Here is a 15,303-nt window from a genome sequence, read left to right as displayed (position 1 = left end):
AGCAACCATATTTCCCCTGGTGAGGTTTACAACAAGCCCTGATTAAAAAAATCCTGCCGGTTGAGCCCATGAAGATACATGACTGCCGACAGGAATATACGAACGCAGGTTAAACAGCTTGTCTTTTCTTTGACATGCAGTCAATTCCAACAGCAATGGCAAGAACGATTCCTTTTACAACCATCTGCATATACTGGTTTACATTCATCAGGATCATACCGTTGGTAAGAGAACCAATGATCAGAACACCGGCGACAACTCCCGACATTTTACCAACACCACCGTTTACAGATACTCCTCCAAGGACTACGCAGGTGATGACATCAAACTCATATCCTTTTCCTGCCGTGTTCTGAGCGGAACCAGTTCTGGAAAGCATGACAATTCCGGCAAGACCGGCAAAGAAACCAGACAGGGCATAGATCAGATACTTTGTTCTGTTAACCCGGATACCGGACAGCTCAGAAGCCTCTTCATTTCCTCCAATCGCGTAAAAATAACGCCCGAAATAAGTCTTGTTCAGAATGAATCCTCCAACAAGGAAGCAGACAATCATGATAATGGCACAGACAGGAACCGGGCCAAGGGAGGATTTTCCGAAAAGATCAAAGGCCTTTGTAAACCCGGAAATCGGCATACCTCCGGAAATCAGGTAAGAAATCCCTTCAAAAATGGTCTGCGAGGCAAATGTTGCAATCAGGGCAGGAATTCCTATGCTTGCAACCATAAATCCATTTAACACACCAATTAGAGTCGCACATAATAATGACAGCAGAACCGCCGGCCACATGGGCATATTCTGGTTTACCATTAACCAGGCACAGAAAATGTTGACAAAAGTAATTATGGAACCAATGGAAAGATCAATTCCTGCAATTAAAATTACGAATGTCATTCCGATAGATGCTATTCCATACACGGCAATCTGTCTTGAAATCGCAATCAGATTGGTCGGTTTCACAAACGTCGGATTTGCAACACTGAAAATGATAACCATGCCGATAAAGACAAGCCATATCGCGTTCTGTTTTATCGCGCCTTTCGCCTTCATTTCGCCACTTCCTCCTTCTTTTTATCCATATCCAATGCAGATGCGTAAGCCATGATCGTATCCGCATTAAATTCTTCTTTTGAAAGCTCACCCGTAATTTCATGCTCTGCAAGAACAATAATACGGTCTGACATTCCCATTAATTCCTCCATCTCCGAAGAAATCATGAGTACCGAATGTCCCTCAGCAATAAGCTTGTTTATCAGCTTGTAAATTTCCTGTTTTGCACCTACATCAATACCCCTGGTAGGTTCATCAAATATAATAACCTCGGCATCAGCTGCCAGCCATTTAGCCAGGATTACTTTCTGCTGATTTCCGCCGGAGAGATTTTTAACCAGCTGCGCCATGGTCGGCGTCTTTATCTGAAGCTCGTCAATATATTTCTTTGTAGTATTTCTTTCCACAGTGGAATTTATAACGCTTGCCTTGGAGATACGCTGGTAGATCGGCATATTAACGTTATTTTTAATTGAAACGGTCAGCAGTGCGCCATGCCTTTTTCTGTCTTCCGGTACCAGTGCAATGCCCATGTCGATAGCATCCTTGGGGCAGGTTGGATTAATTTCCTTGCCATTCAGCAATATTTTTCCCGCGGTTTTCTTTTTGGCACCAAAAATAACCTCCGCGATCTCTGTCCGCCCGGCTCCAACCAATCCGCCAAGGCCAAGTACTTCTCCTTTGTGCAGTTTAAAGCTGATGTCTTTATCCCCATTTCCATAGACATGCTGAAGTTCCAGTACAACCTGACTCTGGTCAATTTTACTTGTTCTTTCCGGATACTTCTGTGACATATCACGTCCGACCATCAGCTTAATCAGCTGATCAACCGTTGCATCTTTTGTGATAAGCGTGTCGATGTATTCTCCATCACGAATAACCTCAATACGATCCGAAAGGGCAAAAATCTCCTCCAGCCTGTGAGAAATGTAAATGATAGATATGCCTTTCTTTTTCAAAAGACGTACAACCTTAAACATATTCTCAACTTCGTTGCTTGTCAAAGGTGCAGAAGGTTCATCCATAATTAAAACTTTCGCATTCTGCTGAATTGCTTTTGCAATTTCAATCATCTGCTGATAACCGACTGTAAGATTCTTAACAAGCTCATTTGGATCAATGTCGATTTTCAGTTGATCAAAAGCCTTGCGAGCCTCCTCGTTCATGGCTTTACGATCAATGACTACCCCTTTGCGAATGGGACGGCCGAGGAAAAGATTTTCCGCTGCCGATAATTCTCCAACATTGTTAAACTCCTGATAAATAATAGCAATGCCGTTTTCTGCAGCCAGCTGAGGAGTCATCCTGCTGAACACCTTTCCATTGACCTTGATATGGCCGGATGTAGGTACAACAGCTCCTGAACAGCATTTTATTAATGTAGATTTTCCTGCGCCATTCTCACCGATCAGCGCAAGGATCTCCCCTTTTTTCAGCTGCAATGTGACATCACTAAGAGCAACAACGCCGGGGTATTCTTTTCTGATATGCTCAAGTTCAAGTGCATATTCTTCGCTCATTCGATACCTCCTGCTCAAAATCCGCTTCTTGAAAAACTGTTGCGAAGCCATCCTGAGATAACTCCGCAACAGTTTATTCATTTACCATTATTTATGAATGACCGGGTCTGTCCAGGTTAACCCTTCATTCCTTTCATGATCTCATCAATGTTATCAGCGTTGATCTCGCCAACCTGACGGTAAACATACTTGTTTTCAAGCTGTCCGGAAAGAATCAGCGCATACATAGAAGCACATGCCTTTGCGGTATCCTCATCAGATCCCTCAAATCCGATGATAGCTCTTGCAGCCTGGTTCGGATCCTGAATCTCTTCCAGCTGCTGTTTTGTAACATCAGTTGTAAAGATACCCATATCTTCCGGAATCTTACCATTTGTTGCCGTAGTAAGAGCCTCATTTGCTCCGATCATGGCTCCGGCGCCAACACCAACTACAACCTTGCAATCCGGATACTGCTGCAGGATAGTCTCCATAGCGGTCTGTGCCTTGTTGGCCTCAATTCCGGGCTGCTCTGCAACGATTTCATATTTGCCGGCTGCAACATTCTCAAGACCTTCCTTGATTCCGTTTCCTCTCTCAAGAAGAACCTTGGTGGACGGATAATCAATAAGAGCTACCTGGGCTTTGTTATTCTCATCATAATGCTCGTTGATAAAGTTACCTGCCATCTCACCAATAGCAACTCCAAGGCTGGTGTTGTTCAGAATCCAGTCTGCATCGGTATTCTCCATCGGATCATCCCAGCACATAACCTTGATTCCGGCATCCTGTGCCTCCTTGCAGGCATCCTCCACAGCATCAGCATCGGAAGGATGAACCATGATCAGGTCATCTCCTGCAGAAATGAAATTCTCGATCTGTGAAATCTGTTTGGTCGAGTTATCATCGCATGCCACGATGTTGTACTCTGCGCCATTCTCCTTCAGGATGTCCTCCAGTGCGCTCATAACACCTGCCCAGTACGCATTCTGCAGGGACTGAATGGTAATGCCGATCTTTTTGCCCTTCAGGGAAGTGAGGTCAGCTTTCTCATAAAATGCATCATCCGCCTGAACGCCATCAATATTTGCTGTTCCTTCCGCGGAGCTTGCTGTTGTTGAAGCGGCCGTTACAGACTCTGATGTGGCAGATGACGCCGAGCTGGAAGCTGCTGCCGAAGAAGATGCTGCTGAAGAAGCAGACTCTGCTGCCTCGGAAGCTGCCGACTCACTTTTCGAGCTTGCTGCTGAAGCACTGGTTGAAGCGGAATTCGAGCTTGAACCGCATGCAGCCATTGTCGCTACCATAGCGCCGGTTAATAACAGACTCACAATTTTCTTTTTCATAGTTACCCTCCTGTTAAGTATATATAGTTTATGCACTATGCATAACTTTCACAATAAAATCAGAAGCAGGTGAACGCCCCGTCGATAACCACGTCAGATCCTGTTGTGAAGGAAGCAGAATCACTGAGCAGATAAACGACCAGGCTCTCCAGTTCTTCCGGCTCTCCGCATCTTCCCATGGGTGCCATTGCATTCCACTTTTCAATAAGCGGAACCAGATGCGGTGCAGACTTAATAAGATCTGTAGCAATATATCCCGGGCTGATGCAGTTAACGCGGACATTCTTTTTTGCCCACTCTACAGCAAGAGACTTTGTCAGCATAATAACGCCTGCCTTGGAAGCGTTGTATGCACACTGAGGCTGAGGAACATTGACAATATGGCCGGACATGGATGCTGTGTTTACAATAGAACCGCCACCATTCTCAAGCATATATCTGCCTGCATAGGTATCTGTCAGAAAAATGCCGTTCAGGTTTACATCAATAACCTTAAGCCACTGTGCATATGTCATCTTCTCTGCATACTCGTTAATGCAGATACCGGCATTAGCATGGCAGATATCAAGGCCGCCCAACTCGGAAACAACTTGTTCTACCATTGCCTTAACCTGGTCTTCTTTTGTGCAGTCGCAACCGATGGAAATAACTTTTCTTCCTGTTTTGGCAGCAATTTCCTCCGCTGTTGCTTTTGCTTTTTCTGCATTCAGGTCAACAATAGCAACATCAGCGCCTGCCTCCGCAATTGCTGTCGCGGTACATTTGCCGATTCCCTGTGCAGCTCCGGTTACAAAGCCTTTCTTTCCGTCGAGTCTCATTTTCTCTATAATTCCCATAATGTCTCCTTTCGTGTGTCTATATGCACTGGTTATTATTTAGCCCCTTTTTAATACGTCTTTAAAAAGGTACCACCTTAAGGATGCAGATACAATTGACAATTTATCTGATATTTACAGGACTTTTTTATGCATCTTTTTATACCGGATTATACTTTTACCCGATCTTCACGACAGACTTAACAATGTTTGCTTTATCATGGATGCTGCGGTCCATCGCATTCTGGATATCATCAAAATCAAAAACATTTGTGACAATACCCTTCAGATTAACTTTTCCTTCACTGACTGCTTTAATGGCGATCGGATAAATATGGCGATAACGGAACACTGTCTTGATCGTAATCTCCTTATCACAGAGAAGGCTCATATTCAAATTCATGTAGCCGGAAGCCCCATATGCTACCTGGACCAGCGTACCGCCGCGAATAAGCATTTCAATTCCCTGGTTCGCACACTTTTCAACTCCTGAGCACTCCACGACAAGATCTACGCCGCGTCCCTGTGTCAGTTTTTTAACTTCTTCAACTGGATCCTTTTCAGCGCTGTTAATAACGCCGGCAGCTCCAAGCTCCATCGCTTTTTCCAGACGCTTGTTCTGGACATCTGTTACATAGACTTCTGAAACACCAAATGCTTTCAGCGACATCATGGAACACAGTCCGATACAGCCTGCCCCTGAAACAAGCGCCGTCATGCCCAGGGTAGCGCCGCCCTGCTTTGCCGCATGCATTCCGACAGCCAGCGGTTCAATAAGAGCGCCTTCCATGGTGTCCATGTTATCCGGAAGTTTAAAGCAAAGATCCGCCTCATGAGCGACATATTCCTGGAATACACCATCGATCGGCGGCGTTGCAAAGAACCGTACATCCGGGCAGAGATTATATTTTCCGGACTTGCAGTACTCACAGTGTCCGCAGGTAGCTCCGGGCTCAAGAGCAACTTTGTCACCCGGCTTAAGATTTTTTACGTTCTTTCCGACTTCTACGACCACGCCGCCCGGCTCGTGTCCGAGAACAAACGGCGGTTTGACAATATAATCACCAATCCGTCCATTCTCATAGTAATGCATATCTGAACCACAGATACCCACATACTCCAGTTTTACAAGTACTTCATCATCTTTAGGTTCCGGAATCGGGCGTTCCTCGTACCCCATTTTTCCGATGCCCAGCATTACAGCAACTTTCATCGTTCCCTTCATGAATCAAGACTTCCTTTCTCTTAAAGTGACAAAATATACTGTTCTATAATATGGATAGACGCACCCAGTGCAGGTGCCTCCTGATGAAACATTCCCGCATATAAATAAGAAGCGTTTTTTTCAAACGTATTTTTTGAGGATACCCTGTCCCGCAGGATCCCGATATAGGGTGCAATATGGTTCCCGACATACCCTCCGATTACAACCCGGCAGTCAAATAAAGTGTAGATATTATCCACAACTATTGCCAGGTCATCGAGATATGCCTCCCACACCCTTCCGCATTCCGGATCGCCTTCCTGAAGCCTCTGAAAAAACAATTCCAGATTTCCATCTGCGTGATCAGAAAGCGTCAAAGCTGAAACATATGGATCCGCACAGCCTTTTTTCCCGCAGTAACAGGTTTTCCCTCCGGGGTGAATAACCATATGGCCGGCTTCCGCGCTGTGCCAGTGTGTGCCTGTAAATAATCGCCCCATAATATTAATTCCCGCGCCTGAATCTTTTGTTCCCTTAAAAAAGGCGCCCCCGACAGAATTATTAAGACCCAGATAGAAAATGCTTTCTGCCGTGTCCTGCAGAAATTCGGTAATCCCCGCCGCATTGGCATCATTAATGAGTATTGCCTTTACAGAAAATTTTCCGGTTAATTCTTCCTGGCTCATTTCGCCAATTCCAAGCACATTGGAAATCAACAGATATCCGTTGTTCTCGTTAATAATCCCCGGTACTGAAATCCCGATTCCAAGCAAATTTCCCTCCGCGTTTGGCAAGTCCTTCAGAAATTTTTCCAGTTCCTCGTGCAGAAAGCTTCTGTACTCCTCACTTTTTTCAAACGGATGCGCAATCCTGATCTGACGGATCGGCTTTTCTGTAAAATCTGTCACTACCAGGCTTACATGATTTTTTGTTATGTCTATCCCAACTGCATATTTCGCATTTGGGATACAGCGCACAGCCTTTGCCCTGCGTCCGCCGTCTGACTGAAACTTTCCGTCTTCTTCTGCAAGCCCCTTGTTTTCCAGCGTTCTTACCGCCTGCAGGACCGTCGGACGGCTGATATTCAAATGATCTGCAATATCCTGAATAGAAGCCCGTTCAATTTCTATAAGATAGCGGAATACCTGCTGAAGATTTCTTCTCCGTATTTCTGCCGTATTCAGTTGTTCCTTTAAATCGGTGTCAATATACTTCAGCCTGATTCTCCTTTAGCAATCATTTAAAACAAAAAATGCAATCAGTTTTGAAAGCACTTTCTAAATCTGGTAAAATAATAAATCTAAATGGATCTTTTCGCAATATCTAATGTTATTTTTATGCAATTAGCACAATTTCTCTCCCCGTTTTTCTGTCATATATGCCAACTATTGTCTTGACTTTTTATATTTGTTTGGATAATATTGCAAATGTAGCATTGTATAGAACACTATGCATGATGGAGGGTAAAAATGAAACACGGTATTTTTTATGCATTCTGGGAAAAACAGTGGGCCGCAGACTATTGCTACTATGTGGACAAAGTCAGCCGCCTCGGTTTCGATGTTCTGGAAATCGGATGCGCTCCTCTTCCTGACTATACTCAGGATCAGGTGGATGAACTAAAGAAGCACGCGGAAGATCATAATATTATTCTTTCCGGCGGATATGGACCGACCCCTGATCATAATATTGCTTCCAAAGATCCTGCTGTTGCCGCACAGGCTCTTGACTGGTACCGCAGATTGTTTGAAAAAATGGGCATGCTTGATATGCATATGCTCTGCGGAGCCATCTACTCCTACTGGCCTTTTGATTTTTCTCACTGCGATCCAAAGGAAGAGGAATGGAAAAGAAGCGTGGAAGCCATCCGTGTTCTTGCTGATTATGCAAAGCCTTATAATATTATTCTCGGCATGGAAACAATCAACCGATTCGAAAGCTACCTTCTGAACACGGCGGAAGAGAGCACCAGATTCGTAAAGGAAGTCGGGAAAGATAACGTCAAGGTTCATCTTGATACTTTTCACATGAATATTGAAGAAGATGACATCGGCGCTGCCATCCGCTGTGCGGGAGGTTACCTCGGACACCTGCATACCGGGGAATCCAACCGTAAAACTCCAGGGCACGGTCATCTGCCCTGGCACGAGATCGGCCAGGCTCTTCACGATATCCATTACGATGGCATGGTAGTTATGGAGCCCTTTGTGTCTATGGGCGGCCAGGTTGGTCAGGATATTAAGGTATGGAGAGATCTTTGCAACGGGGCAACAGAAGAAGAATTAGACGAAGACGCGAGAAGAGCCTGCGAATTCCAGCGTTTTATGCTTGATTGGAAATGATTTCCTGAACTGTAATCAGGTTACTGCCGTTTTATGGCAGTAGAATGGAGCTTTTTTATGGAATTATCTTATAAAGGTATTAAAGATAAAGCCAGCTGGCAGAATGCCGGCATCCAGCTTCCCGGTTACGATGCGGAAGCATGCAGTAAAGCAGCCAGGGAAAAACCCTGCTGGGTTCATTTTGGGATCGGTAATATTTTCAGGATTTTCCTTGGAGGGATTGCAGATACCCTGTTGGAAAAAGGGCTTTTAGACAAAGGTATTACCTGTGTAGAGACCTACGACTTCGAGGTCGTAGATAAAATTTATAAACCCTATGACAATCTTGCACTAAGCGTTGTGCTGAACAATGACGGAAGCAGGGATTATAAGGTTCTGGGATCACTGGCAGAAGTGGTAAAAGGGAGCACGGTTTTTCCTGAAGACTGGAAACGTCTGAAAGAAATATTCCGTTTTCCTGGTCTTCAATTCGTTTCTTTTACAATAACAGAAAAAGGCTACGCGCTCTACCGGACAGACGGTTCTTATCTCCCTGTGATCCAGAAAGATATTGAAAACGGACCCGAGAGACCGGTCAGTGCAATGGCTGTCCTGACTGCGATGCTGCTGGAACGCTTTCGAACCAACAAGGCTCCGATTTCTCTTGTCTCTATGGACAACTGTTCTAAGAACGGATCCCTCCTGCGGAAGTCCGTAACGACAATCGCAGAGGAATGGGAAAAACGGGGTTATGTGGACAGTGCTTTTATCCAATATGTGACGGATGAAAAGACGGTTGCTTTCCCGTGGACCATGATAGATAAAATCACCCCCAGACCCAGCGAGACAATTGCTGACGATCTGGAAAAACTGGGTGTGAGGAACATGCAGCCGGTCACCACAAAGTGCCGCACCTATATCGCTCCGTTCATTAACGCAGAAAAAATCCAATATCTGGTTATTGAGGATAATTTTCCAAACGGACGGCCTCCCCTGGAATCCGGAAACGGTGTCTATCTGACTGACCGGACAACGGTAAATCTTGCAGAACGGATGAAGGTAACGGCATGTCTGAATCCCATTCATTCTGCTACCGGTCCTTTGGGTGTATTGCTGGGCGAACCGCTGTTCGCTGATATGCTGAATACCGATGCTGATATGATGGCGATGGCCAAATGGATTGAATACAAAGAAGATCTTCCTGTCGTGAAAAATCCCGGAATTATATCTCCTGAGGAATTCGCAGATGAGCTGTTTCATATCCGGTTTATCAATGAATATCTCGGTGATACAAATCTCCGGCTATGCACCGATGAATCCCAGGGATTAAGTGTCCGTTTTGGCGAAACTATTAAAGAATATGTCTCAAAATCCGGTACAGCCGAAAACCTTGTGGGTGTCCCTCTTGGGATTGCAGGCTGGTTAAGATACCTGCTGGGTGTGGACGACAACGGGAACAGCTATGAGACGGCACCCGATCCCATGGTCGATGAACTGCTGATGCAAATGAAAGGAATCAAGCCAGGGGAACCGGAAAGTTTAACAACACAACTCACCCCGATATTGTCAAACACAAACTTATTCGGTGTGGATTTATACAAAGCAGGATTAGGACATAAGATAGAAGGCATGTTCCGGGAGATGCTGTGTGGAAATGGAAGTGTGCGAAACACTGTACACAAATATATGAATCAGACTGACGGTTAAAAAACCAAGAAGTCTTCTCTTGTGCGCGGGCGGCAAAAGCCGCCCGCTTTTACATTCTTTTCGACAAAATGTTATTGCAGTTCCGCAAGACGAAAGACTTTAAATTCCGCATTTCCACTAACAGGATTCCGTTTCCTGTAGTCAAAGACTATAAAAACAGGTTCTGCATATCCGGTCTGCATGATATCCGTATAGAAAAGCTCGCCATGCATAGAATTGCTCATAGAACGGAACCCCCCTGCCTGCTGTTTATCAAAAAACTGATGTAAAAATTCTCTAAAAAGGCCTTTGCTGTTATCATACTCTCCGGCCCAGTCGGGACGATTCCTGCAGTTTTCTCTCAGATAAAGATCAAAAACCAGATGCTCATCCAGCTCTCTTTCTTCTGTCGGATCAGGATCCTGCGTATTCCTTCCATCGGGATCATCGGGATTCCTGCCAAGAAGCTCCCCGTGCGCAAATTTCCTCAAGATTTCAAACCGTTCCAGTCTGGAAAAGTTTCTCCCACACAGGTTCTTCTTTTTGTAATAATCGGAAAGACGGTCAAAAAAATCAAAGGGAGTCCCGGCCAGCGGAATTAAAAACCGGAGTGTAGAGACAAACTGCCGGCTGTTCCCGTAGACCTCCAGCATATTTTCCACACCCTTCAGGCGGAGGATATCCGCAAAGGAAAGCCAGGGTGTCTGAAGGACCTCGTAGGGAGGCTCCTGGCTGGCTGTAATGCCGTATGCTTCTGCCTTCCGATACATGGCGGAACCTTTCAATACCTTCAGGAATCCCAGCTGCAGCTGATCCGGCTCCATCGCATACACATCATTAAAGGATTTCCGAAAGCTCTCTATTCCTTCTCCCGGAAGCCCTGCAAGCAGATCCAGATGCTGATGAATGTTTCCGCCCCTTTTTATAGCAGCGACATTTCTTTTCAGGACATCCAGCTTCATCGTTCTGCTGATTTCCCGGATAACCGCGGGATTTGTGGTCTGGACGCCGATTTCCAGCTGAACCTGCCCCGGACGCAGTGTATTTAAAAGCGCAATTTCCTCTTCCGTAAGGAGATCCGCTCCGATCTCAAAATGGAAATTTGTCACCTGGTTGTCATGCTCTTTCAGGTAGCTCCAGATAAACATGGCATGGGAATGATTGCAGTTAAACGTCCGGTCTACAAATTTTACCTGCGGCACCTTTCTGTCCAGAAAAAACTGAAGCTCCTCCGCAACCAGCTTCCTGCCGCGCAGCCTGACTTTTTCCTCTATGGAAGACAGGCAGTAGCTGCAGGAAAACGGACATCCCCGGCTTGTTTCATAATAAAGAATCCGGTGCCGGATATCCTCTGCTTCCAGATTTTCTTCGCGGTAAACAAAGGGAATTTCATCCATGGAAAGAAGCGGAGCCGGAGCTGTGCGAAAAATCTGCCCATCCCCGCCCCGGTATACAATGCCTGGTACTTTTGAAAAGGCCTCTTGATCCGGCACGGCTACGCCGTCATAGAGACCGACCAGCTCTGTGAAGCTCTGCTCCCCTTCTCCGACCATGATTCCGGTGATCTGCGGCATTTTTTCAAGACAGTTTTCCGCGTCAAAGGAGACCTCCGGTCCTCCCAGCCAGACAGGGAGTCCGGGAAGTATTCGGTGCAGATTTTCCGTGATATGGCAGACCTGCCGGAAATTCCACAGGTAGCAGGACACACAAAGGACATCCGGCTTTCTTGTGTAAAGATCCGCCAGGATGTCCTCTTCCCGCTGATTGATGGTATATTCCGCAAAATCAATGTCCGGTTTTTTCGGTTTTCCGGAAGACCCGTTCCTCTGTGACAGCGTGTTTTCCGCATAACACGAAAGGGAACGGACAGCCAGGCTGGTATGGATATATTTTGCGTTTATGGCAGCAAGCAATACCCTCATTCCGCACTGCCTTTCCGGATTCCGGATGCAGCGTTGTCCCCGGCCTCCTCTGTCAAACCCATTTCTTCCAGATGGCGTTCCCCATGATATACCGGAACATCCTTCATCTGTTCCTTCTCAATGATGGTAAGCACATGATAAAACTGCTTCCATTCCTCATCTGTCATGGCGGCCTTTACCCTGCTCATGACCTCTGAGACGTAATTGGCGCTGATATTATAGTAATCCTTGTACTTCTGCGTCACCTGGAGAAAATATTCCCGCCTGTCCTTCACGGACTGTACCTTCTTCAGATATCCTTTTTTTACAAGACTGTTTATTTTATAAGCGGCATTGGGCGAAGATATTCCGATAAAGCTGGAGAACTCGTTGACCGTGGGATTTTTCATGGCATATATCACTTCCATACAGAAGGTCTCCACCGTGGTCAAAGTTGCTTCTCTGCTGCTGAAATTCTGAAATACAGCTCTGTAAAAATGCAATTTGAAATTTGTATACACTTCTTCAAACAGTTCTTCCGCCGTCATGTCTGTCCGCTCCCCCGGTCCGCCGCACGCCTCTTCCGGCATGTAGGCCGCATACTAAAGATGGTTCTAATACTACCATTTTTTGTGTTTTTTTACAACGCACGGATGTTCGGAAATGTGCTTGAAATGTACTGTTTATCCGGGCAGCGCCCTGACAGCCGGACGCAGTCTGACTGCTGCAGGCACATTCATAATGCCGGGCCTGCAGCGGAAACAGACAGCGTGAGACAACTCTCAATTCTTTTCCGCCGACACCGCCGGCACGTCCGGCGATACGACTGCGAAAGATATTTCCGCGTTCACCGCCGTCTTTCCGTCTACCGTGGCGACTGCTTTCCCGAATCCCACAGGGCCTTTTCTGCCGATAATTTCGCACCGCATTTCCAGCACATCTCCCGGAACAACCGGCCTTCGAAATCTGGCGTTTTTTACGCCCCCGAAGTAAACCAGTTTTCCCTTATTCTCCTCTTCCATCAGAAGCGCCACCGCGCCTGTCTGCGCCAGGGCCTCCAGCACCAGGACTCCCGGCATAACCGCCTGTCCCGGAAAATGGCCGCAGAACTGCATTTCATTGACAGAAACGCATTTTCTCCCCTCCGCAAAGAGTCCCGGACTGCACGCGGTGATGCGGTCTACCAGAAGGAAGGGATACCGGTGCGGTAGAATTTGTTTTATTTCATCAGAATTCAGCGTCATTTTTTTCTCCTGTAAGTTATTATGCTCCCGGACGGAGCTTTTTTGCATGAATCAGCCTGCTTTTTTCCTGTTCCGGATCTCAGCCTTATCAGCCTTGTATAGGCGCTTCCTCCCGGTCAGCCGGCCGGAATACAAGGGTCGCGTTATGCCCTCCGAATCCGAAGGAATTGGAGAGGGCGTTCCGGATTTTCATGCTGTATCCCCGGTTCGGGACTACATTCAGCTCACATTCCGGATCCCTGACCTGATAGTTTAAGGTAGGAGGAACAAATTTTTTTTCGACGGCCAGCGCGGTGATAACGGCTTCCACAGCCGCGCTCGCTCCCAGAAGATGACCCGTCATGGACTTGGTGGAGCTTACACGCACCCGCAGAGGGTCCCCGCTGAAAATTCTGCGGATGGCCGCTGTCTCGCAGGCGTCATTCAGCTTTGTGGACGTTCCGTGCGCATTGATGTAATCCACCTGCTCCGGCGTGATTCCCGCGTCCTCCATGGCCAGCCGCATGCAGGCCTCCGCCCCTGTTCCGTCCGGGGCGGGGGCCGTCATATGCCAGGCGTCACAATTTGTTCCGTAGCCTGCCAGCTCCGCGTAGATGTGCGCGCCCCGTCTGACGGCGTGCTGATACTCCTCCAGGATAAGAGCCCCCGCTCCTTCTCCCATGACAAATCCGCTTCTTTCCGCGTCAAAGGGAATGGAAGCCCTTTCGGGACAGGCTTCCGTAGTGAGCGCCTTCAGAGAAGTAAAGCCGCCGATGCACAAGGGCGTAATCGCCGCTTCCGCCCCTCCGGCCACCATGATGTCACCGTATCCGTCCCGGATATGGCGGAACGCGTCCCCGATGGCATTGGCGGCACTGGCACAGGCTGTCACCACGCAGGTGCACATCCCGTGAAGGCCGAACCGTATGGCAATGCTTCCCGCGGCCATATTGGAAATCGACCGGGGGATAAAAAAAGGAGATACTCTGTCATATCCTTTTTCCAGCCCGCGTATCTTCTCTTCCTCTATGGTAGAGATGCCGCCTATCCCGCTTGCCATGCAGACGCCCCAGCGCTCTCTGCTTTCTTCCAGCGCCTCCAGGCCGGAATCCTCCATTGCCTGACACGCAGCCACCATGGCATACTGACTGAACAGATCCATTTTCCGGATTTCCCGACGGTCAATCCACCGCTCCATATCCAGATTTTTCACTTCACCCGCCAGTTTGACCTTCTGCGCGGAGGTATCGTACCGCGTAATCGGCGCGATCCCGCACCGGGTCTGTTCCACGCTCTCCCAGACCTCCCGGGGGCTGTTGCCCGCCGCGCAGGTGACACCCAACCCGGTAATTACTACTCTTCTTTCTTTCATCATAATCTCCACTCCGCCGCCTTTGGCCGGCGGTACAAATAATAATGAAAGCATCTGCTTTCGTCTCCAGATCTTCCGCTGTGTCCAGCACAGCAGTCTCCTGTTCCGGCCGCCGGATTCTTAACCCTGCAGTCCTCCGTCAATCCCCAGAACCTGTCCGGTAATATAAGACGCTTCCGGTGAGGACAGAAACGCGACCGCAGACGCGACTTCCTCCGCCTTTCCCGGTCTTCCCATGGGAATCCGGCTGATCATCTGTCTCTGTATTTCCTCCGGAAGTCCCTGGGTCATCTCGGTGCTGATCATACCGGGGGCGACCGCATTTACGGTAATATTCCTTCCTGCCAGCTCCTTGGCCAGTGACTTTGTCATGCCGATGATGCCCGCCTTGCTGGCCGCGTAATTGACCTGGCCCGCATTCCCGTAAATTCCCACGACGCTGGAAAGACTGACAATTCTCCCGTATCTCTGTTTCAGCATGAACCGTGACGCCAGCTTCATACACTGGAAGGTTCCTGTCAGATTAACATCCAGAACCTCCTGAAATTCTTCCGGCTTCATCCGCAGAATCAGATTATCCCTGGTGATCCCGGCATTATTGACCAGAATATCCACTCTTCCGAAGGCATGCAGGACAAGCCGGAACATCTCCTCGCAGGAAGGCCTGTCTGCGACATCCGCCTGTATACAAAGGGTCTGGACGCCGCAGGAGCGGCATATTTTTTCTGTTTCCGCCGCCTTGTCCGCGGAATGCGAATAAACGATCGCCACATTGGCTCCCCGGAGAGCCAGCTCCACACAGACTGCCCTTCCGATCCCTCCGCTTCCGCCGGTTACCAGGGCACTCTGGCCGGACAGATTTCTTTCTTTCATCCTAATCTCCAT

13 protein-coding genes are annotated in these 15,303 nt (G+C 47.7%); 2 read left to right on the top strand and 11 right to left on the bottom strand.

The annotated features are described in order from the left end of the window. Positions 1-109: 109 nt before the first annotated feature. The 6 genes from FYJ60_RS08850 to FYJ60_RS08825 all read right to left on the bottom strand — a co-directional run bounded on the left by FYJ60_RS08850 (position 110) and on the right by FYJ60_RS08825 (position 7,084). A complete protein-coding gene (locus FYJ60_RS08850) occupies positions 110-1,051 on the bottom strand; it encodes an ABC transporter permease (RefSeq protein WP_154458323.1) in 942 nt (313 codons plus the stop codon). Further along, positions 1,048-2,571, bottom strand: coding sequence for a sugar ABC transporter ATP-binding protein (locus FYJ60_RS08845; protein WP_154458322.1), 1,524 nt, complete (start codon positions 2,569-2,571; stop codon positions 1,048-1,050). The genes FYJ60_RS08850 and FYJ60_RS08845 overlap by 4 nt, the downstream gene beginning before the upstream one ends. A gap of 116 nt (positions 2,572-2,687) precedes the next feature. Next, positions 2,688-3,896: a sugar ABC transporter substrate-binding protein gene (locus FYJ60_RS08840; protein WP_235903375.1), complete on the bottom strand. Its 1,209-nt coding sequence runs from the start codon at positions 3,894-3,896 to the stop codon at positions 2,688-2,690. 59 nt (positions 3,897-3,955) lie between these two features. Next, on the bottom strand, positions 3,956-4,732 hold the full coding sequence (locus FYJ60_RS08835) for an SDR family oxidoreductase (RefSeq protein ID WP_154458321.1): 777 nt from the start codon (positions 4,730-4,732) through the stop codon (positions 3,956-3,958). A gap of 157 nt (positions 4,733-4,889) precedes the next feature. Next, a complete protein-coding gene (locus FYJ60_RS08830; protein ID WP_154458320.1) occupies positions 4,890-5,936 on the bottom strand; it encodes an NAD(P)-dependent alcohol dehydrogenase in 1,047 nt (348 codons plus the stop codon). Positions 5,937-5,956: 20 nt separating this feature from the next. After that, complete coding sequence (locus tag FYJ60_RS08825; RefSeq protein WP_330579174.1) at positions 5,957-7,084, bottom strand: ROK family transcriptional regulator; 1,128 nt, start codon at positions 7,082-7,084, stop codon at positions 5,957-5,959. Positions 7,085-7,384: 300 nt separating this feature from the next. Here FYJ60_RS08825 and FYJ60_RS08820 point away from each other — a divergent pair, with 300 nt between their 5' ends. Further along, entirely contained in the window at positions 7,385-8,257 is an 873-nt protein-coding gene (locus FYJ60_RS08820; protein ID WP_154458319.1) for a D-psicose 3-epimerase, read from the top strand. Between the two features lie 57 nt (positions 8,258-8,314). Beyond that, on the top strand, positions 8,315-9,943 hold the full coding sequence (locus FYJ60_RS08815; protein ID WP_154458318.1) for a mannitol dehydrogenase family protein: 1,629 nt from the start codon (positions 8,315-8,317) through the stop codon (positions 9,941-9,943). 71 nt (positions 9,944-10,014) lie between these two features. Here FYJ60_RS08815 and FYJ60_RS08810 read toward each other — a convergent pair whose 3' ends face one another. The 5 genes from FYJ60_RS08810 to fabG all read right to left on the bottom strand — a co-directional run bounded on the left by FYJ60_RS08810 (position 10,015) and on the right by fabG (position 15,291). Continuing rightward, positions 10,015-11,844 carry a B12-binding domain-containing radical SAM protein gene (locus tag FYJ60_RS08810; protein WP_154458317.1) on the bottom strand — a complete coding sequence of 610 codons (1,830 nt, stop codon included), beginning with the start codon at positions 11,842-11,844 and terminating at the stop codon, positions 10,015-10,017. Then, a complete protein-coding gene (locus FYJ60_RS08805; protein ID WP_408609146.1) occupies positions 11,841-12,251 on the bottom strand; it encodes a MarR family winged helix-turn-helix transcriptional regulator in 411 nt (136 codons plus the stop codon). Before FYJ60_RS08805 ends, FYJ60_RS08810 begins: the two co-directional genes overlap by 4 nt. Positions 12,252-12,605: 354 nt before the next feature. Then, the gene (gene fabZ / locus FYJ60_RS08800) at positions 12,606-13,067 is read right to left on the bottom strand and encodes a 3-hydroxyacyl-ACP dehydratase FabZ (protein WP_154458315.1); all 462 of its coding nucleotides are present in this window, start codon (positions 13,065-13,067) and stop codon (positions 12,606-12,608) included. 88 nt (positions 13,068-13,155) lie between these two features. Then, a complete protein-coding gene (fabF, locus tag FYJ60_RS08795) occupies positions 13,156-14,418 on the bottom strand; it encodes a beta-ketoacyl-ACP synthase II (protein ID WP_154458448.1) in 1,263 nt (420 codons plus the stop codon). 120 nt (positions 14,419-14,538) lie between these two features. Beyond that, complete coding sequence (gene fabG, locus FYJ60_RS08790) at positions 14,539-15,291, bottom strand: 3-oxoacyl-[acyl-carrier-protein] reductase (RefSeq protein ID WP_154458314.1); 753 nt, start codon at positions 15,289-15,291, stop codon at positions 14,539-14,541. Positions 15,292-15,303 lie beyond the last annotated feature (12 nt).

It is taken from the genome of Bilifractor porci (assembly GCF_009696005.1).
GTDB classification, from domain to species: domain Bacteria; phylum Bacillota; class Clostridia; order Lachnospirales; family Lachnospiraceae; genus Bilifractor; species Bilifractor porci.
Note: the sequence above shows the minus strand (reverse complement) of the source record. Positions and strands in the feature narration are given on the sequence as shown.